Here is a 20,450-nt window from a genome sequence, read left to right on the forward strand (position 1 = left end):
ATTGGGAATTGGGCATTGGGAATTGGGAATTGGGCATTGGGCATTGGGCATTGGGTATGGAGAAGAGACAAGGTAGACAAGGAAGATGGGGGAGATTTGGGAGAGACTTGTTCAATAATTTCCTCTTGTCCCCCTTGTCCCCCTGCCCCCTGCTCCCCTACTTCTTCCCCTCACGCTCCCTCAATGGCAGCAAGTACACCAAAGACTAAAAACAGGCATCCGCCAATCAGGGTGAGTTGACGCTCAGAAATGCGTCCGGCAATCATTTTGCCGCCGATAACTGCGATCGCAGCACAAATCGCATGTCCTAAAATTGCACCTATTGTCACTCCAATGGGATTATTGCCTGCCGCTAGGGCAATAGTAGCAATTTGGGTGCGATCGCCCCACTCTGCCATAAATGTCAACATAAAGGCTTCTATGATAATTGCCAAACCAGTCTTTTGCTTTGGTAACTGCAAATCGGCTTGTTTCACCGCAGCTTCAGCTTCTTCCACAACTTCTGTATCACAAGTAGCAGGAGACATCTTACTAGCGTCATATAACAGCTTGATACCGAAGGCAATAAATAAAGCTATTTCGGCGTAATGAATATAAACTTTTGGTAACAAAGATACCGCTTGTCCAAATATCACCGAAAGGATTGTCATCGCGGCTAAAGCAGCTGTCACACCGATAAATACCAGCCGCCGTGGGTGGTGCATTGCTAAAATTACAGCAATAAAAAATGTTTTATCGCCTAGTTCTGAAACTGTAATTAGTAATAAACCTGCGGTAAAAGCTGTTAACACTCTCTCAAGCTCCTGAAGAATCGTTTACCGATGTGAAGCTTGATGAGAACCAAAAGACCTCACCAAGTTTACACTTTTCGGTGTGAACTTAGTGAAGGTCTCGCTTTCAAATATTGATTATTTGCCATCTGAACCAGGCTCATCGCCAGTATGTTGATTCAGATGTACTGGCTTTTATGTTTTTATACCAGCAGCTACTCCCCTTCTATGCGATCGCAATCATACATATTTTCTATGTATCAAGTCAAGAGAGTAGATATATAGAGGTATAACTTGAGAGTGAAACAGCACATATAGCAATTCGATTTGATTTCTGAATTAATCGTAGGGACTAGGGACTGGGGACTGGGGACTGGGGACTGGGGACTGGGGACTGGGAAGAAGGAATAAAGGTGTACTGAGTTTTTTTCACGCAATCAAATATGAGTCCTATAATACTAATTAATTCAAAAGGCGTTGCATAAATGCGGGATGAATTGGCGGTTGAAACCATTGAAAATTCCTTCCAAATTAGGTGAAAATATCCCATGATTCAGCAACGCCATTCAAAAAAATGAATCTATGAATCATGCACAAGTGTAACGCCACCTCACTGTCTCATCAGGCAAGTCCAACCAACTTGGCGCTGAGTTCCCATAAGCGATCGCCTTTTTCGTCATCACGAGCTTGAGGAGAGACTTTTTGCACAAAAGACTTGCCATCTTTCTTCTGGCGATTTCCCCAACTCCAATAAACACCGGATTGATTATACTCAGGATCGGCAACTACCGTAGCAACTCGTTCTCCCGCCAACTCTTGAGACACATATCCCCCAGTGATGTACTTCTGGAATAAGGGGAAGATTTTCTGAAACAAGGGATAGTGGTTTCTAAATAGCGGCGTTTCTGCAACACATCCCGGATAAAGAGAACTGAAGACGATACCAGTTGACTGGTGATAGCGCTCGTGCAGTTCCCGCATAGTCAGCACGTTGCAAACCTTGCTGTCTTTGTAAGCTTTAACTGGTTCAAATTTTTTGCCATCAATCATCGATATTGGCTCTTTAAACCCTTGTGCAAAGCCTTGCAAATCGCCTAAATCAGGACGTGGTGGAATCTTTCCACCTAGTTCGTCTGGATTGTGGGTGACGGTTCCTAAAATTACCAGCCTTGGTTCTAAAGATGACTTCTTCAGATCCTCTATCATCAGGTTGCACAATAGGAAATGACCCAGATGATTGGTAGTGACAGTTAACTCGTAACCTTCTGGACTGCGTAACGGCTCTTTGATTAAGGGCATATAAATTGCAGCGTTGCACACCAAAGCGTCTAAAGACTTGCCAGTGGCTCGGAAGTTCTTCACAAATTGTCGAACACTTTCCAAAGAGCCAAGGTCAATATGTATGCTGGTATAACTGTTGTAGGGGATTTCCACACTTTGGGCTGCTTTTTGTGCCTTCGCTAAATCCCGACACGCTAATACGACATACCATCCCCTTTCAGCAAGAGCTTTTGCAGCATACAAACCCACCCCTGAAGAGGCACCCGTAATTACAACCGTTGGCTTTTGATGTTGTTCCATTCTGTTCAGCTCCCATTGACTGTCTCTAGAATCTCATACCAGCGAGCCATCGTTGTCACCAGGTTTTTCAGGGCTGTATTTTGGCTGAACTAACGCCCTTCTATCACTCTGGTGAAAACAATAATCGAAGCAGAAAACTGAAACTATGACTAAATCAAGGTTTGAAGCTTTATTTTCTAATATAATAAATCCAAAAATATAGCCTAAACTTGGAAAGTGAGGTTCGTAAGCCTTGCAGCGATTGCTTTCTCCAAAAGTGATGGAAGAGGGCTAAGTAAGTGGGCGAGAAAATTCCCAAGTTTTTTACGAAATGTAAATACAGCACATACTTTACAAATTCGTTATTTCACAGTTTTTACAAAACTAAACATACATTGGTTTTATCGTGCTTGCCGACTTAACCTCTATACAAAAAACCTTCAAAAAAGTAATTACAATCACATTTTTGGTATACTACTGATGAATGCAATATCAACTTTTTTTGTTTTCAAATATTTTTTCTTCAGATATATTTCAGATGTATATTACTACTAGGCTGAAAAGTATAAGTAAATTGCCTAGCTGTTTAACAATTTATTTTCTGTGGATAAGCTTCTACAATCTGTAAAAAAAATTCTCCAAGACAAGCCTCTCGATCCAATTCAGTGGTTTGTGCTTTATCAATCGTGGTTGGGTAAAACTTATGGTGAGATGGCAGAGGTATCAGGTTACGGCAACAATTACATCAAGGAAGTTGGTTCTGAGTTGTGGCAAGACCTTTCGATCGCACTTGGGGAAAGAATAACGAAAAAAAATTTACATTTAGCTTTGAATAAACACTTGCAAGACGAGATAGATAATCAAAAAAATCAGATTCAAGAAAAGTTTGGTGAAGAATCTAATTTAGAAATGATTTCTCCAGACTTTTTTTCAGCAAGCAAGATAGAATTTCCCAGCGGCCCTGTAGCACTAAATTCTCCTTTTTACATCAATCGCCCTTCCCTGGAAGAAGTTGTTTGTAACGAGATTTTACACCATGGTTGCTTAATCCGGATCAAAGCACCTAGAAAGATGGGAAAAAGTTCTCTGCTGAATCGGATGATTGCTTATGCTAGAGAGCAAGATTATCAAACTGTTTATTTGGACTTTCAAGAAGCTGACCGAGATGTTTTTGTTTCCCTGGATAAATTTTTGCGTTGGTTTTGTGTAAATGTCAGTAGGCAGTTAAATCTTCTTCCTTGTGTAGATGATTTTTGGGATATAGAAATGGGCAGCAAGGTAAGCTGCAAAATCTATTTTGAAGCATATCTGTTGCAATACATTAATGATAATCCTGTAGTTTTGGCTTTGAATGAAGTCCATCGGATTTTTGAATATCCCAATATTGCCCAAGACTTTCTGCCAATGCTGCGATTTTGGCATGAACAAGCAAAGCAAGATCGGATTTGGCAAAAACTGCGGATGATAGTGGTTCACACCACAGAAATTTATATTCCGCTTAAGCTCAACCAATCGCCTTTCAATGTCGGGATAACAATTACACTGCCACCATTTACCCTTAAGCAAGTACAGAGTTTAGCATTACGTTACGGACTAGATTGGGCAGGAAACTTGGAAGGGGAAAAACGCCTTGCACCCCTACAAGCAATGGTAGGGGGTCATCCTTATCTGGTGAGCCTTGCATTTTATCATTTATGTCAGGGAGAAATGACGCTAGAGGTGTTATTAGAAACTGCATCTACACCAGTAGGAATTTACGGTCAGCATCTACGAGAACTGTTGACACTACTGCAAGAAGAACCAGAATTAATGTCAGCTATGGAACAGGTAATTGCAACAGATGAAAAAGTAGAGTTAGACGCGATCGCTGCTTATAAACTAGAAAGTATGGGTTTGGTTCAACTAAACGGCAATCAAGCTAGTGCCATGTGTGAGTTATATCGTCTTTATTTTAGTCAGCAGTTTGGAAAGCAAAATAATGCTAATGTTTATCGTGAATTTACCAGCTAGTTTTGATTGTTCATAGTAAACACTAAAGTTCTGATTACGAACCTAATTATTCATCGATATTATCATAATTTTCTTAATTGTCACAATCCAAATGTGTTGATTGAGATATAGAATAAACTTAAAATTAAAAATCAATTAAATGAAAAATTATCGATATCAAGTTGGTGGTACTCTCACTAATGATGCTCCTAGCTATGTCGAGCGCAGAGCAGATGTGGAACTTTATGAAGCTTTGAAACAGGGTGAATTTTGCCACATCCTAAGCTGTAGACAAATGGGTAAATCCTCACTTATGGTAAAAACAAAGCACCGCTTGCAAAAAGAGGGCTTTAAATGTGCCACCGTTGATATGACTAATATTGGTTGTGAAAATATAACTCCAGAGCAGTGGTATAAAGGAGTTGTCGGTGACTTATGGTTGAGTTTTAAACTGTTAGGAAAAGTTAATTTAAAAACCTGGTGGCAAGAACAAAACGATCTTTCTTTGGTTCAGAAAATCAGTCGGTTTATTTCGGAAGTTTTATTAGCTCAGTTTCCTAACGAAAGGCTATTTATTTTTATTGATGAAATTGATAGTATACTCAATCTCAATTTCTCTGTTGACGACTTTTTTAACATGATTCGATTCTGTTATAACCAACGAGCAATTAATCCAGAGTATCATCGAATAACATTTGCAATTTTTGGGGTTGCGACACCTTCAGACTTATTTATATATGGTAATAATACTACTCCGTTTAATCTTGGTAAAACTATAGAAGTTAATGGTTTTACCTTTGAAGAAGCTCAACCACTATCCTTGGGATTAGATATTAAAGACAATCACCCTCAGAAAGTTTTGAAAGAAGTATTAGCTTGGACAGAAGGACAACCATTTCTTACTCAAAAGCTGTGTCGGTTACTTGTGAGTTTATCTCAAGATGATATAGGTAGAAAGCTAAAAATTCCCCCTGGTACAGAAGAATTTTGGATAGAAAATGTGGTGCGATCGCACGTGATTGAGAAATGGGAATCACAAGATGAACCGGAGCATTTGCGAACTATTCGCGATCGCATCCTCAGAAACGAAAAATATGCTGCCAGATTGCTAGGAATTTATCAACAAATCCTTCAAGGAGTGAAAGTACCAGCCGATGATAGTCGAGAACAGGTAGAACTTTTGCTATCTGGTTTGGTAATCAAAAAACAAGGTTTTCTCCAAGTAAAAAATCGAATTTATCAAGAAGTTTTCAATTTAGAATGGGTTGGGAAAAAACTAGCTTACTTGCGTCCCTACTACGAAAACTTCAATGCATGGATAGCCTCAGAGGAAAAAGATAAATCTCGCCTATTACGCGGACAAGCCTTGATAGATGGCCAAACTTGGGCAAATTGTAAAAGCTTGAGCAACTTAGATTATCGATTTTTAGCTGCTAGTGAAGAATTAGATCGGCGAGAAGTACAGCAGGCTTTAGAAGCTGAACGCGCTCAAGAAGTAGAAGCACGACTTGCAGAACAACAAAAAAGGCTGGCTCAACAAAAGAAAAATGCCACAATAGTGACACTTTTGCTCGTGGGGATGACCATGAAATTAGTGATTTCTATAGTGTGGGGAGTATCGCTTTTACGAAAGATTGATGTTTTAGAATCACAGTTAAAATGCACCGATATTACTACATCACTGCAATTTCCTCACTGTCCAAAGTCAAGAACTGCTAGGGAAACCTCAGAATAACGAGCGTTAAAAAAACTCTCAATAACCCAAGTGCAGCCGATGTATAGGTTAGTTATCACGAGCAAATTTAAAACAGCTTTCCGAAAATTTACTCGTCGTAATGCTGACTTACTTATGACGATGTTTATTAGCTCAATACAAGTGCGATCGCTAATATTGTAGCGACAGTTTTTAAAGTCAAGCGTAGGCGTAGCCTGTCGTAGACATCTCTCATGTATAAAGGTTGATTTAGTCCGATAAGTTAATATAACTTTGACGAAGCTCAAAAAGCGATAAGGATAAGACTTTTAAGTTTTTTATATCTTACAAGTTCTGTATCAACCCAAATAATTAAGAGGATCGAGCAATTGAGTAACCTAGATAGAGTTTTAGATGCCGCAATGGAGCTTACTTTAGAGCAGCAAGAAATGCTGGTACAAATTCTCAAAAGCAGAATTATTGAAAGTCGGCGAGATGAAATTGCGTCAGATGCAGCAGCTTCCATTGCTGAATTTCAAGCAGGTAGGCTCAAAATCCAGACTGCTGCCGAAGCAATTCAAGAATTACGGGAATATCTCAATAACCCAAGTGCAGCCGATGTATAGGTTAGTTATCACGAGCAAATTTAAAAGAGCTTTCCGAAAATTTACTCGTCGTAATGCTGACTTACAGGCCAGAATAGAAGAAACTATTGCTGCTATGGAGAATGACATATTTGCAGTCAACTTGGGCACTCACAAGCTAGAGGGAAAGCTCTCAGGATTTTTCATGTTCTTGTGGATATGATTGTCGCGTTGTTTTCTCGCTGAAAACCGATGAAGAGAGTGGGGAACAAGTTGTTCTTTTGTTAGATATTGGTACTCATGACGATGTTTATTAGCTCAATACAAGTGCGATCGCCTATCTTATAACAACTGTCTTGAAATTCAAGCGTGGGCGTAGCCCATCGTAGACATCGCATTATGTATGATGATTGATTTAGTGGGATGGCAAACAGAAACGTAGGTCTGGCCAAAGCTGCCGATGATGTGAGTTAAAATCCTGATATCTTTAATAACTACCCACGCAGAACGGCCCCGAAAAAGCGATCGCTATGCTTCAGTATCCCCATCTCGAACAAGCGCTAAAATATCACTTCGGTTATGACCAATTCCGCCCCGGACAACGGCAAATTATCGAAGATGCGCTGCAAAATCGAGATTTAATGGTTGTGATGCCGACTGGTGGGGGGAAATCTTTGTGTTTTCAGCTACCAGCGTTGTTAAAAAATGGGCTAACGGTGGTGGTGTCGCCGTTAATTGCTTTGATGCAAGACCAAGTAGAAGCATTGCGAAATAATAATATTAATGCGACATTTCTCAATAGCAGTTTGAACGCTTACCAAGTGCGATCGCGGGAAGAAGCCATCCTCGGCGGTAAAGTAAAATTACTCTACGTCGCCCCGGAACGTCTCCTCAGTGAAAGGTTTCTCCCGTTTATCGATTTAGTTAAAGAAAAAATCGGTATTTCTAGCTTTGCTATTGATGAAGCGCACTGTGTTTCGGAATGGGGACACGATTTTCGTCCAGAATATCGCCAGTTAAAATCTCTGCGGAAACGTTATCCTGATGTGCCTACAGTCGCTCTCACCGCCACAGCAACCGATCGCGTCCGTAGTGATATTATTCAACAACTAGGACTAAAGCAACCAAGCATCCATCTTGCCAGCTTTAACCGTGAAAATCTTTATTACGAAGTTCGTCCTAAAACTAAATATGCTTACGCTGAATTGTTAGAACTAATTCGAGAAACTGAAGGTTCGACAATTATTTATTCTTTAACTCGGAAAAAAGTTGATGAATTAACTTTTAAACTACAAAATGATAAAGTTATTGCTTTGCCTTATCATGCCGGATTAAGTGATGAAGAACGTAGTAACAATCAAACGCGATTTATTCGAGATGATGTCCGGGTGATGGTAGCAACAATCGCCTTTGGGATGGGAATTAATAAACCCGATGTGCGGTTGGTAGTTCACTTCGATCTACCCAGAAATATAGAAAGTTATTATCAAGAATCGGGTAGAGCCGGTAGAGACGGAGAACCATCTCGATGTACAATATTTTTCAGCTTTGGTGATGTTAAAACAATTGAATGGAGTATCGATCAAAAAACCGATCCTCAAGAACAGTTGATTGCTAAACAACAACTGCGGCAGATGATCGATTATGCTGAAGGCACTGATTGTCGGCGAACAATTCAACTAGGTTATTTTGGCGAAAGGTTTCCTGGAAATTGCGGTAACTGTGACAATTGTCGTCATCCCAAACCCGTGCAAGATTGGACAATTGAAGCCATGAAGTTTTTATCTTGTGTGGCGCGTTGCAAAGAAAGGTTTGGAATGCTACACATAATTGATGTGTTGCGAGGAGCAAAAAAAGACAAAATTATCCAGTACGAACACGATAAACTTTCTACCTACGGTATTGGTAAAGATAGAACTGTAGATGAATGGCGAATGTTGGGGCGATCGCTTTTACATCAGGGGTTAATAGAACAAACTAGCGATGGTTACTCAGTTTTAAAACTAAATGCCTTAAGTTGGCAAGTCATGCGAAAACAACGCACAGTTTCGTTAGCTGTAACCATAGTTCAAAAGATTACCTGGGAGCCGGAGAGTGAAAAAGCAGAAGTTGCAGAAATATTATTACAGAAATTGCGATCGCTACGTAAACAATTAGCTGATGAGCAATCTGTACCACCTTACGTCATCTTCCACGATTCCACTTTAAAATTGATGGTACAAGTGCAACCCCAAAATTTAGCTGAATTTGCCAAACTTTCTGGTGTAGGTAGTCACAAACTCGCTCAATATGGCGAAAAGTTCATTACAGAAATTCGCGCCTACCGCCAAGAAAAAGGTTTGCAAAATAAATCTGCTACTTCTGTATCATCTCCCAAATCATCTTCTTCTTACACCGAATTGCAGACATTACAATTGCATCAACAAGGTTTAAATATCGCTCAAATTGCCCAAAAGCGCAACCTTAGTCCGGCAACAGTTAGCAATCATCTAGAAAAACTTATTGAAAAAAATCAGCCAGTTGATTTAAATCAATTAGTACCTATAGAACATCAACAAAAAATTTGGCAAGTTTTAGAAGTACTCGGTGATATTTCCCTGACTCCCATCAAAGAACAACTAGGCGAAAGCTACACTTTTGATGAAATTCGCTTAGTACGGAGTAAGTGGCGGCGCGAAAATCGCAAGAGATAATTTGCTTAGGACAAATAATACAAAATAAAAAAATATTTTGTTATGAATGACAATCAAGAAAATAACGAGAGAGAGAAATCAAAACTCTCAAATATGCCAAAATCAATACACTGCTTTAACTTTATATATTTGCTTTTTTGTGTTTCGCTTATTGCATTTGGAGTCAAGTTAATATCTGCACCAGAGAAGATTACCACTTTCTCTTGTGAGCGAACACCAAAACACATCAATTGTCAGTTGACTAATCGAGATTGGTGGGAGTCGTCTGTAACAATCTATTCTGAATTAGATTTGTGGATGGGCGTAGAAGTTAAGGCAATTCATGATGGTGGAGAGAACCGATATTATGTCAACCCTGTTATTAAGGATGGGGAAGACTATCGCATTTCTCGACCCTCATACTGGCAACCAGAAGCACAAAAACTTGCTGACAAAATTAATGCTTTTCTAAACGATTCTCAACAGAAATTTCTGACGCTTACTCAAGACAATTCTAACGCACTTATATTAGGTGGCTGGTTTTGCATTTTATTTGGTGCATTTTGTTTAAGTCTTACTATTTGTTCATATATTTGTTTTTTGAAAAATTAGATAAGGAAGCTAAACTTAAATCTTATGATTAAAATACAAGAGCAATATCAAAGGAGTTAGCTAATGAGTCAGATGCTTAATACAGGAGTACGTTGGACAACTCAGGATGTGGAACTATTTGCAGAAAATGAAGGGACGCGCTACGAGATAGTTGATGGAGAGTTATTTATGACCAGGGCACCTCACTTTAAACATCAGCAAACTTGTGGTAAGATTTTCCGACAACTTGATGTTTGGTCAGAGTCTACTGGTTTAGGAGAAGCTGTAATCAATCCCGGCGTTTTGTTTTCAGAATCAGATAATGTGATTCCTGATGTAGTTTGGGCTACTAAAGAAACCTTGGCACTAACATTGGATGAAAAAGGACATTTTACTGGCGCACCAGATTTAGTAGTCGAAGTCTTGTCTGAGAGTAAGTCAGATGAAAGACGGGATAAGGAAGCAAAACTTAAACTTTATTCTTCCAGAGGAGTAAAAGAATATTGGATTGCTGATTGGCGATCGCGTAAACTAGAGGTCTATCGGCGCGAACAAAGTCAACTGAATTTGGTAGCAACCCTATTTAGTAATGATAATATAATTTCTCCGCTATTGCCTGATTTTAGCTGTACTGTAGACCAGTTTTTTCCTGTATAAATTTTAGGTTGAATGGAAAAACAACTCTCATTTTTTTCCCAAAACACAATCTGTATAATTTATTGTTCAGATATCGCCTTGCACCAATAACTAAGTTTTATCCTCATCAAGGCGATATCTATGAGATCGTCAGTTTACATTAAGAAAAACTGGGAATTTTAGAATTAGAATCTTGTGATGTCATAGCAGACTTTGAAGACTGAGTGTTTTGGTTTCTGACAGGCAGAATTACAGATACCAGCTTAGGCAGTGCTAGACAGGCAACAGTATTTAATATCGTCAGAAATATACCATCTATCAAACTCATATACTAATCTTCTCCGTTTGAAAATTGGTGGTGACTATATTTATTAGTTTGAAGCAAAAACAGTAAAATTGCGTAAAAAGAGAATTTAGATTTATTTTAGAGAATATAAGCTAAATAAATATATTTTTATCAAAACAGAATAAAAACGTCAGTCGCCAGAATACAAGAAGGGTATTTTGAACGAAAAAGCAGATAGCGTCACGTCAAGATTGCTGAATCCTGAATTCTGAATTCTGACTTCTTTTTCAAGTCTTCTGACTTCCTACTCCAAGATGTGTTAGGGGGTCAAACCCCCTATTCACCAGATATATTCTCGTAGAAGTCAAAGAACTGAGTCTATAGGTAGAGAGCAAATTAAAATTGCCATATCTATGAAATTGGAGCTAGACATGAATGAAAAAATCTCATTTTTATCTATCAAAAGGATGAGATATAAATATAACAATTTCCTATATCTAAAGAAACTAAATGTTTGTTTTTAACCTATCTGACAGAAGATGTTAAAAAAAATTAGACATAGTAAATTAAAATCAATAATAATCAAAGTTACTAAACAATTCAGGTAAGTGTGCTATACACGTGCTTGGAACAACCTAAAACTTTGTTAAAATCAGCAACACACAAACTATGAACTCTACCACCGAAAAACGTATCGCCTTGATTTCCGTCCACGGAGACCCAGCGATTGAAATAGGGAAAGAAGAAGCTGGGGGACAAAATGTTTATGTGCGTAATGTGGGTGAAGCACTAGCGCAGCTGGGATGGCAAGTTGATATGTTTACCCGCAAAGTGAGTCTGGAGCAAGACTCGATAGTTGAACATAGCAACAATTGTCGAACTATCCGTTTAAAAGCTGGCCCCCTTGAGTTTGTGCCGCGAGATGAAATTTTTGAATATCTGCCAGAATTTGTGGATAATTTCCTCAAATTTCAAATAAAAAACGATTTTACATACGAATTGGTTCATACTAACTACTGGCTCTCTAGTTGGGTGGGGATGCAGTTAAATAAAATCCAAAAGAGTAAACAGGTTCACACCTACCACTCATTAGGAGCAGTCAAGTATAACACTATAGAAAATATTCCTTTGATTGCTAGTCAGCGATTAGCAGTGGAAAAACAAGTATTGGAAAAAGCAGAGCGAATTGTAGCGACAAGTCCGCAAGAACAGGAACACATGCGATCGCTAGTTTCCACAAAAGGCAATATCGATATCATTCCCTGTGGTACAGATATTCAGCGCTTTGGCTCCATTGGACGAGAAGCAGCTAGGGCTGAATTAGGGATTGATAAAGAAACCAAAGTTGTACTATACGTGGGGCGCTTTGACCAACGCAAAGGTATAGAAACTTTGGTACGAGCGGTAAACGAATCTCAACTACGCGACTCCAAAAATATCCAGCTAATTATTGGTGGTGGTAGCACTCCAGGTAACAGCGACGGTATTGAGCGCGATCGCATTGGGCAAATCGTCAACGAATTGGGAATGAGCGACTTTACCACCTTTGCAGGTCGTCTGAGTCAAGATATTTTACCAACTTATTACGCTGCTGCCGATGTTTGCGTTGTTCCTAGTCACTACGAACCCTTTGGACTCGTGGCGATCGAAGCGATGGCAAGCGGTACACCAGTAGTAGCAAGTGATGTCGGTGGACTTCAGTTTACTGTAGTTAATGAAGAAACTGGTTTATTGGCTCCACCACAAGATGTAGATGCTTTTGCATCTGCTATTGACCGAATTCTCTTAAATCCAGAATGGCGAGATGAATTAGGTAAAGCTGGTAGAAAGCGCGTCGAAACTAAGTTTAGCTGGGATGGTGTTGCCAATCAACTGAGTGAACTTTACACCCAACTGTTGCAGCCACAAACAGTAGCGTCAACAGCAAAAGAACTAGTACACTCAACCGCCGAACTAGTGCAATCAGCAGCAAAAGAACTAGTACACTCAACCACCGAACTAGTGCAATCAGCAGCAAAAGAACCAGTTTTAGCTGCTAAATAACGCTTTTGTTTAACAGATAATGGTGAGTGAGTAACTCGAATAATATTTTGGGTTTAAATTTGGTAGCGTAGGCGTAAAGCCTGCGGCATAGCTACGCTTCGGGCGTAGCCTTTCCAAGAGTTGCCCGCCGTAGGCATCGCCTGAGCTTGGAAAACTCAACACCAAAAACAAACTGTATAAAAAACGAACTTATCACTTAAACGCAGAAGCTTATCTGATGATAATTTCTGCGTTTTTTGATTCGCAGCTATCACCAAAGCAAGTAACCGCTATGATAGGTGAGGTCTGTTATGCTTTAACTAAACAAAAATAAAAGCATAGCGATCGCTACCATTTGAATGTTAACAACTAATCGCTTTGCAACCAGTTGACTTTACCACTCTCACAGCTGCTTGTAGCGAAATCCGCGCTAACTGGCTACCATCACGCTTAGAACAGGTTTACCAGCGCGATCGCTACACGATCGCTATGGCATTACGTACCTTAGAACAGCGAGATTGGCTACAAATTTCTTGGCATCCCCAAGCTGCACATATTTGTATTGGCGATCCGCCACCGCGATCGCCTGATACCTTTACCTTTAGCCAACAATTAATACACCAATTAGGTGGTTTGGCACTGGTGGCGATTCAAGCGATCGCCCCTTGGGAACGTGTGATTGATTTACAATTTGCCCGTCGTCCTGGAGAAAGCGCTCTATATCATGTCTATGCAGAAATCATGGGCAAGTATAGCAACGTCATTCTCACCGACGCTAACAATATAATTATCACTGCCGCTCATCAAGTCAGTCAGCAACAATCTAGCGTCCGTCCCATCCAAACCGGACAATTTTATGAAACACCACCGAAACTAACTGGAAGTGTCCCCTACTTGAGTGAATCTCAAGAACGTTGGCAAGAACGGGTAAGTTTAGTACCAGGAGCAATCAAGCGGCAATTGCTCAAAAGTTATAGTGGCTTGAGTGCTGCACTAGTGGAGTTAATGCTGCTAGAAGCAAATATCGCATCAGAAACATCTACCAATACTCTCAACCCCGACGACTGGCGACGGCTATTTGAACGTTGGCAAGAATGGCTGCAAGCTCTAGATTCCAAAGAATTTCAACCCGCTTGGACAAAAGATGGCTACACCGTAATGGGTTGGGGTGCAGTTGAAAAGGTCAAAAATATCCAGGAGTTACTCAACCGCTATTACAGTAATCAGATTAACCAACAGTTATTTTCCCAATTACGCCATCAGTTGAGTCAGAAATTAAATAATATTCTGACGAAATTACGCAATAAAGCTCAAACCTTTCAGACGCGCTTGCAGCAATCAGATCGAGCCGATGAGTATCGCCAAAAAGCAGATTTATTGATGGCTCACCTGCAAAACTGGGAACCGGGGATGAAAGAAATTATCCTTGCTGATTTTGAGACAAATTTGCCAGTAGCGATCGCTCTCCAGCCAGATAAAAATGCCGTCCAAAATGCTCAAAGTCTTTACAAACAGCACCAAAAGCTGAAACGCGCTCGTGCTGCTGTCGAACCGCTACTATTGGAAGTACAAACAGAAATTGAGTACTTAGAGCAAGTAGAAGCTGCGATCGCTCAGATAGACACCTACCAAACAGCAGAAGATTTACGAGCTTTAGAAGAAATCCGCGAAGAGTTGATTGGGCAAAAGTATCTTGAAGATCCAGAATACCGCAGCCGCAGTGCAAACGAACTTCCCAGCACTAACTTTCATCGTTACTTTACCCCTGGTGGCTTTGAAGTATTAATCGGTCGTAACAATCGCCAGAATGACCAATTAACCTTTCGTGTAGCTGGGGATTATGACATCTGGTTCCACGCTCAAGAAATTCCAGGGAGTCATGTATTACTACGTTTAGAACCGGGTGCTGTGGCAGAAGAAGCTGATTTGCAATTTGTAGCTAATCTCGCTGCATATTACAGTCGCGCCCGTCAAAGCGAGCAAGTACCAGTAGTTTACACTCAGCCAAAACACGTCTACAAACCCAAAGGAGCAAAACCGGGAATTGCCATTTACAAGCAAGAAAGCATACTTTGGGGAAAACCACAAATGGTCATTAGTCATTAGTCATTAGTCATTCGGTATGGGTTATTCTCCTTGTTTCCCCAGTCCTATCAAGCTGCATCAAATCCAATTCGCGTTCAAAGCGATCGCTTACAGATTTTCTATAAACTCTTCCGGTGTAACTTGCGCTTGCTTAAGAATGCCGCTCAATGTCCCTACCTTCAATTCTTGATGTACGGGTACAACACAGCCAGTTGTCCCTTCCGGCGTTTGCTTTTTCATCACAACATGACTACCGGTTTGTCGAATTTGCTCAAAACCCAAACGCTCCAATGCCCGAATTGCCTCTCTACTTGAAATTCGTGGCAACTTAGGCATAGGTGATCTCAATGCTGGTCATATACCTTGGAGATGTTTCAGGTAGAGGAAATTCCTCTAAGTAAAGCTGCGTTGCCTCTCTCAAGCTAGCAATTGCCTGTTCGATTGTCTCTCCCTGATCGACCGTACCAACTTCGGGACACTCAGCTATATACATATCGTCCTCTTTATAAATGAGGACTGCAAAGCTGCGAGTTTTCATCGTACTGTATCCTCAATCCTTTTTATAGCAAGCATAGCATTAGCCTTTCTCTATAAATATCGCCGCTAATGAGGCAGCAACCCCCTGATTAGTGGCACATTTTCAGCCAGATGAGTTTGATATTCTTTTCCGGAGATGTCTAATATTCATTGGATTCAAGGTTTTGTTTCATCTCAGCACCGACGGCACGAGCAGCCGGATCTGAACTTTGTAGTAGCGTACTTGACACATTGTGCTGCTCAATTTGGCTCCGGTTTTGACTAAGCTTATACTTACCTTCCAAACGTGTAACAGTTATTTCAAATCCCACAATGCCATTGATCATACCTTCACGAAATCCGTCAGATAAACCATGCCAATGCGATTTGTAATCAGCTTCGTAGGTGTCTATCATCTCGTTTATCATTTGGTTCATTGATTCTGGGGAGTCATTGAGCATGATGACTTTAGGAATACCATACGCGTGAACAGCAATATAGTTCCATGTCGGTACACTCTCATGCTTTTCATACAAGGTAGGGGAAATGTAAGCGTGTGCCCCGGTGAAGATAGCAAGTAACTCAGTGCCAAGGGCTTGCGATTGAGGATTTTGCTTTGCTAGATGACCACTTAATTTAACAGTATCCCCTTGCATTGCAATGACAAGAGGAACGTGTGAAGCATAAGGTACACCGTCTATAATCGATACCAACGTAGCGAAACTATTGGCTCTCATAAAGGCGAGCAATTTATCAACATTATCTTCTTGAAAAGCAGTTGGTCTATACATGGGATTTCACCTTACTCTAAACTTAGAAAAGTCTCATTAACTCTCATTTGTATAGTGTATAGCAAGTAGAAAATCCCGATTTCTCACTGTTCCTTTTCTCAATTCGGCAAACCCCCAATCCTCATCAAATCCAATTCCCGTTCAAATATTTCATCAATTGGCAACATTTGACCATCAACAGTCATAAATTTATGGTCTTTTGTTGCCCGAATCACTGAACCATCTTCCAAGCAGTACTCAAACACCTCTTGTTGTCCGCGATCGTGCCACTGTGCTACAGGTTGCGTGTAAATATTTCCATTACTATCAACACTGTAGACAGTGCATTCAATGCCTTTTTCGACAATTTTCCCAATCGGCATTAATCCATATTCTACTGTCAATATTTCTGTGTCATAGCTTAAACAATATTCCGCAAACTTCAACATTTGCTCAAATAATTCATCCGCAACTTTTTTCTGAACGCCGTTTTTTGCTGCGCCATCCACGAATTTTTCTCGCTGCTTTTGCATCTCAGAAACTTTCTTTTTACCCATCGCCCGACGCAGCAAGTCAGCTTGTCCTAAAGAATATCCCGCCATATCTTGAGCAATTTTCATGATTTGCTCTTGATAGACCATAATTCCATAAGTTTCGTCTAATATTGGTTCCAGAATGCTGTGTGGATAATCAATCTGTTCTCGACCATGTTTGCGGTTAATAAACTTAGGAATCAGCCCTGCATCTAATGGCCCTGGTCGATAAAGTGCCAAAATTGAAGAAATATCTTCTATATTAGAAGGCTTCAAATCTCGCACTATCTGACGCATCCCAGAAGATTCTAATTGAAATACCCCTTCTAACTCACCAGCTTCTAATAATTCATAAGTTTTTTGGACATCTTTAGGTAGAGTGCTATGTTCGCCTTTAGCTAATATCCTTTGGGCTTTTCTTTCATCGCGGGGAATTTCATCGGGATCGACCCGATATCCTCTCGTTTCTTGAATCAAATCTACAGTTTTTTGAATCAGCGTCAAGTTCCGTAAACCCAGAAAATCCATTTTCAACAAACCCATTGATTCCAGGTCTTCCATGAAATATTGGGTAATCACAGAACCGTCATTATTTTTTTGCAGTGGGACAATTTCATCAAGTGGATCGGCGGAAATTACCACACCTGCTGCATGAACACCAAAAGTTTTGTTAGTTCCTTCAATTCGCATCGCCATATCAAGCCAATGGCGAACATGGGGTTCTCTATCATATTTTTCTTTAAACTCTGGTTCTGGGGTTTTATCGGAAACCATCACTTTGAGTTTTGTTGGTTTTCCCCGCACCACAGGAATCATTTTCGCCATTTTGTCAGCTTCCCCATAGGGAATATTCAATACTCTGGCGACATCTTTCAAAACTGCTTTAGAAGTTAGACGGTTAAAAGTAATAATTTGGGCGACTCTATCTGCACCATATTTCTCAGTTACATAATCAATAACTTTATCCCGTTGTTCAATACAGAAATCCGTATCAATATCAGGCATTGATTTCCGTTCTGGGTTTAAGAAACGCTCGAATAATAACCCATGATGTACGGGATCGATATTAGTAATTCGCATCGCATAAGCGACTAATGAACCAGCCGCCGAACCCCGACCTGGCCCTACAGGAATATTATTATCTCTAGCAAATTTGATGTAGTCCCAAACAACTAAAAAGTATTTGGAAAAACCCATCTGCTGAATCATTTTTAGTTCGTATTCCAATCTTTCTTTATAGACGGAATCGACTTCCTGGCGAGATTTGCGATTTAACCGTTCTAAAAGTCCACTCCATGCAACATCTTCAGCGTAAGTGTCAGCAGTATGACCAGAGGGAATGGGAGGTGTAGGAATTTGAGGCTCACCCATAATATGGTAAGGCTCAACTTTATCGGCTACTTCTCCAGTAGTAGCGATCGCTTCGGCAATTACATCATCCGGCAAATGATCGCGAAATAGCTGCTGCATCTCCTCACCAGACTTGAGATATTCTGTGCCGCTATAACGCATCCGTTTATCTTCAATAATTAGCTTGCCAGTTTGAATACATAGCAAAGCGTCGTGGGCTTCAACGTCAAAACAAGAAATAAAATGTGAATCATTAGTAGCAACAATTTTAATCCCTAGTTCCCTAGCAATTTTTACTATTTCTACATTCACAATTCGGTCTTCTTGGGAGCCGTGGTCTTGAATTTCTAAATAATAATCATCACCAAATACCTCTTTATACCACTGAGCAACTTTCCGGGCGGCATCTGGTCTATTACTGAGAATCGCTTGGGGAATTTCTCCACCCAAGCAAGCGCTGGTGACAATCAAGCCTTCATGATATTCTTTTAATAAATCTTTATTAATACAAGGACGAGAAAAAATTCCTTTACCTTGAACACCTTTAAGGTGAGAAATTGTAGTTAATTTGACTAAATTTTTGTAACCTTTGGTATTTTTAGCTAAAACGACTTGATGATATTTGGGACGGCGTTCTTGTTTCTCAATATCGCCGTTAATTACATACATTTCATTGCCGATAATCGGCTTAATATTTTGACTACGGCAGATTTTGATCAGTTCAACAGCTCCATACATGACACCATGATCGGTAAGAGCGATCGCTTTCATTCCCAGTGCGATCGCTCGATCTACCAACTCTGGTAGCTGACTTGCCCCATCAAGCAAACTATAGTCACTGTGAATATGTAAAGGAACAAAGGACATAAGCACCTCCAACCACAAGCCAAGATATCTCTAGGGGCCTACCTTGTGGTATACCCTTTCGAGCCAGATTTTGCAAAGCAACGGAATCTTAGATTAACAGTTTTTAACCAAAATTAAAGCTGTTCTTTTTCGGGAATTATCACTATTATTAGTGTTGTTTTAATAGTTACAGCAGTTAACCAGTATCTAGCCAATGAGTCAAACAGAGAGAACTACTTCGCCTGAAACCAAAGCTAGCCCTTGGTGGCAGCGTATCCCTCTCACGTTGCAAATTCTCATCGCCTTAATAGCGGCAGTCAGCGTCGGAATTGCCCTTGGTGCAGGGAATCCCAATCCCAGCAACGCCGCTTTAATCAATAATTTAGCAATTCCGGCAGAATTGGTGTTAAAGGCTCTCCGCGCCTTGGCTACACCCCTGATTCTGGTAGCAGTACTGCATACTTTAATGACTACCAATATCCCTGGTACAGCCGGACGGCGGTTGGCAGTGTTACTTTTAACTAACACTACCGTAGCTATTTTGGTGGGACTTTTGGTAGCTAATGTACTGCGTCCGGGGACTTGGGGCAATGTAAACACCTCAACAAGTACGGCAATAACTGCTCAAAGTCTCGATCCTTGGGGAATACTCAAAGATGCTGTACCAGAAGCCGTCCTCAAGCCATTGGTTGATAATAATGTCATCCAGTTGATTGTGATTGCCTTGAGTTTTGGCATCGTTCTGCGGGGATTAAAATCTGAACAAATTGCTCAAGGCAAGAATGGATTTCAGCCGATAGAGGATGTCATCGGAATTTTATTTGAAGCGGTAGTCCGCATCCTCAACTGGGTAATTGCCTTAGTACCGTTCGCAGTCTTTGGAATTGTAGCTAAAACTATTGCGATGCAGGGCTTTGCACCGTTTAAATCTTTGGGTGCATTTATCGTTGCCGTATTGTTAGCACTGGTATTGCAAGCGTGCTACTACCTCACCAGAGTAAAATTTGGTTCTTGGGTACACCCGCTAAAATTCCTCGCTGGCGGTTCTGATGCCTTTTTGACAGCTTTCTCAACTTCTTCCTCGGCGGCGGCAATGCCCGTAACCTTTGAGGTCTTGCAAACAAAAGTCGGTTTAAGGGAATCTTCTGCTGCCTTGGGGGCATTAGTTGGGGCAAATTTCAATAATGACGGTACTGCCCTTTATGAAGCAATGTCTGCGTTGTATATTTCCCAACTGATTGGGCAACATCTGAGTCTGACACAGCAGTTAATTGTCATCCTTACCTCGATTTTTGCATCTGTGGGTGCGGCAAATATTCCCAATGCAGGACTGGTAACGATGACACTAGTGTTCACTTCTGTTGGCTTACCTACCCAATACATCGCTTTGCTAGTTACTGTAGACTGGTTTTTGGATCGCTGCCGCACCGCAATTAATGTTATGGGAGATATGACTGTCAGTGCTTTACTTGATGGCAAAAAGCCACGTTCTGTAGACGAGGCTTAGTTTGCCAGCTTTTAGTTGAGTTCAGCAGCTTTTTAAATAT

The 20,450-nt window shown here is 40.5% G+C and carries 14 protein-coding genes and 1 pseudogene; 9 read left to right on the plus strand and 6 right to left on the minus strand.

Translation table 11 applies throughout. From position 1 onward, the window contains the following. Window positions 1-170 precede the first annotated feature (170 nt). Together RM049_RS15600 and RM049_RS15605 are read right to left on the minus strand one after the other, a co-directional pair. Window positions 171-791, minus strand: coding sequence for a TMEM165/GDT1 family protein (locus RM049_RS15600; RefSeq protein WP_322704826.1), 621 nt, complete (start codon window positions 789-791; stop codon window positions 171-173). Between the two features lie 600 nt (window positions 792-1,391). Further along, on the minus strand, window positions 1,392-2,351 hold the full coding sequence (locus RM049_RS15605) for a protochlorophyllide reductase (protein ID WP_322704827.1): 960 nt from the start codon (window positions 2,349-2,351) through the stop codon (window positions 1,392-1,394). Between the two features lie 582 nt (window positions 2,352-2,933). Between RM049_RS15605 and RM049_RS15610 the strand changes: the two genes are divergently transcribed. The 8 genes and pseudogenes from RM049_RS15610 to RM049_RS15645 all read left to right on the plus strand — a co-directional run bounded on the left by RM049_RS15610 (window position 2,934) and on the right by RM049_RS15645 (window position 14,909). After that, a complete protein-coding gene (locus RM049_RS15610; protein ID WP_322704828.1) occupies window positions 2,934-4,340 on the plus strand; it encodes an AAA-like domain-containing protein in 1,407 nt (468 codons plus the stop codon). A 139-nt stretch (window positions 4,341-4,479) separates the two neighbouring features. Then, complete coding sequence (locus RM049_RS15615; RefSeq protein WP_322704829.1) at window positions 4,480-6,054, plus strand: AAA-like domain-containing protein; 1,575 nt, start codon at window positions 4,480-4,482, stop codon at window positions 6,052-6,054. Between the two features lie 347 nt (window positions 6,055-6,401). After that, a complete protein-coding gene (locus tag RM049_RS15620; protein ID WP_322704830.1) occupies window positions 6,402-6,638 on the plus strand; it encodes a hypothetical protein in 237 nt (78 codons plus the stop codon). A 488-nt stretch (window positions 6,639-7,126) separates the two neighbouring features. Further along, window positions 7,127-9,289: a DNA helicase RecQ gene (gene recQ, locus RM049_RS15625; RefSeq protein WP_322704831.1), complete on the plus strand. Its 2,163-nt coding sequence runs from the start codon at window positions 7,127-7,129 to the stop codon at window positions 9,287-9,289. Window positions 9,290-9,331: 42 nt separating this feature from the next. Then, a complete protein-coding gene (locus RM049_RS15630; RefSeq protein ID WP_322704832.1) occupies window positions 9,332-9,880 on the plus strand; it encodes a hypothetical protein in 549 nt (182 codons plus the stop codon). A gap of 63 nt (window positions 9,881-9,943) precedes the next feature. Continuing rightward, complete coding sequence (locus RM049_RS15635) at window positions 9,944-10,516, plus strand: Uma2 family endonuclease (protein ID WP_322704833.1); 573 nt, start codon at window positions 9,944-9,946, stop codon at window positions 10,514-10,516. Window positions 10,517-11,450: 934 nt separating this feature from the next. After that, window positions 11,451-12,686, plus strand: a pseudogene (locus tag RM049_RS15640) (glycosyltransferase family 4 protein); the annotation flags it as partial. Between the two features lie 495 nt (window positions 12,687-13,181). Continuing rightward, complete coding sequence (locus tag RM049_RS15645; RefSeq protein WP_322704834.1) at window positions 13,182-14,909, plus strand: NFACT family protein; 1,728 nt, start codon at window positions 13,182-13,184, stop codon at window positions 14,907-14,909. 87 nt (window positions 14,910-14,996) lie between these two features. On the opposite strand, the gene RM049_RS15650 is transcribed toward RM049_RS15645, so the two are convergent. The 4 genes from RM049_RS15650 to RM049_RS15665 all read right to left on the minus strand — a co-directional run bounded on the left by RM049_RS15650 (window position 14,997) and on the right by RM049_RS15665 (window position 18,924). After that, window positions 14,997-15,224, minus strand: a complete 228-nt coding sequence (locus RM049_RS15650; protein ID WP_322704835.1) for a type II toxin-antitoxin system HicA family toxin — start codon at window positions 15,222-15,224, stop codon at window positions 14,997-14,999. Then, window positions 15,217-15,426, minus strand: coding sequence for a type II toxin-antitoxin system HicB family antitoxin (locus RM049_RS15655; protein WP_094330857.1), 210 nt, complete (start codon window positions 15,424-15,426; stop codon window positions 15,217-15,219). The genes RM049_RS15650 and RM049_RS15655 overlap by 8 nt, the downstream gene beginning before the upstream one ends. A 139-nt stretch (window positions 15,427-15,565) precedes the next feature. Then, window positions 15,566-16,195: an FMN-binding negative transcriptional regulator gene (locus RM049_RS15660; RefSeq protein WP_322704836.1), complete on the minus strand. Its 630-nt coding sequence runs from the start codon at window positions 16,193-16,195 to the stop codon at window positions 15,566-15,568. A gap of 98 nt (window positions 16,196-16,293) precedes the next feature. Beyond that, entirely contained in the window at window positions 16,294-18,924 is a 2,631-nt protein-coding gene (locus RM049_RS15665; RefSeq protein WP_322704837.1) for a DNA polymerase III subunit alpha, read from the minus strand. A 193-nt stretch (window positions 18,925-19,117) separates the two neighbouring features. On the opposite strand from RM049_RS15665, the gene RM049_RS15670 reads away from it, so the two are divergent. Continuing rightward, window positions 19,118-20,410, plus strand: a complete 1,293-nt coding sequence (locus RM049_RS15670) for a dicarboxylate/amino acid:cation symporter (protein WP_322674316.1) — start codon at window positions 19,118-19,120, stop codon at window positions 20,408-20,410. The last annotated feature ends 40 nt before the right edge of the window (window positions 20,411-20,450 follow it).

It is taken from the genome of Nostoc sp. DedQUE04, from assembly GCF_034530995.1.
Lineage (GTDB): Bacteria > Cyanobacteriota > Cyanobacteriia > Cyanobacteriales > Nostocaceae > Nostoc.

What these genes read in the sequence shown, in the direction of transcription:
- RM049_RS15635 (WP_322704833.1), top strand. Translation starts at nt 9,944, where the DNA reads ATGAGTCAGATGCTTAATACAGGAGTACGTTGGACAACTCAGGATGTG.
- RM049_RS15655 (WP_094330857.1), bottom strand. Translation starts at nt 15,426, where the DNA reads ATGAAAACTCGCAGCTTTGCAGTCCTCATTTATAAAGAGGACGATATG.
- recQ (WP_322704831.1), top strand. Translation starts at nt 7,127, where the DNA reads ATGCTTCAGTATCCCCATCTCGAACAAGCGCTAAAATATCACTTCGGT.
- RM049_RS15650 (WP_322704835.1), bottom strand. Translation starts at nt 15,224, where the DNA reads ATGCCTAAGTTGCCACGAATTTCAAGTAGAGAGGCAATTCGGGCATTG.
- RM049_RS15660 (WP_322704836.1), bottom strand. Translation starts at nt 16,195, where the DNA reads ATGTATAGACCAACTGCTTTTCAAGAAGATAATGTTGATAAATTGCTC.
- RM049_RS15670 (WP_322674316.1), top strand. Translation starts at nt 19,118, where the DNA reads ATGAGTCAAACAGAGAGAACTACTTCGCCTGAAACCAAAGCTAGCCCT.
- RM049_RS15605 (WP_322704827.1), bottom strand. Translation starts at nt 2,351, where the DNA reads ATGGAACAACATCAAAAGCCAACGGTTGTAATTACGGGTGCCTCTTCA.
- RM049_RS15665 (WP_322704837.1), bottom strand. Translation starts at nt 18,924, where the DNA reads ATGTCCTTTGTTCCTTTACATATTCACAGTGACTATAGTTTGCTTGAT.
- RM049_RS15615 (WP_322704829.1), top strand. Translation starts at nt 4,480, where the DNA reads ATGAAAAATTATCGATATCAAGTTGGTGGTACTCTCACTAATGATGCT.
- RM049_RS15630 (WP_322704832.1), top strand. Translation starts at nt 9,332, where the DNA reads ATGAATGACAATCAAGAAAATAACGAGAGAGAGAAATCAAAACTCTCA.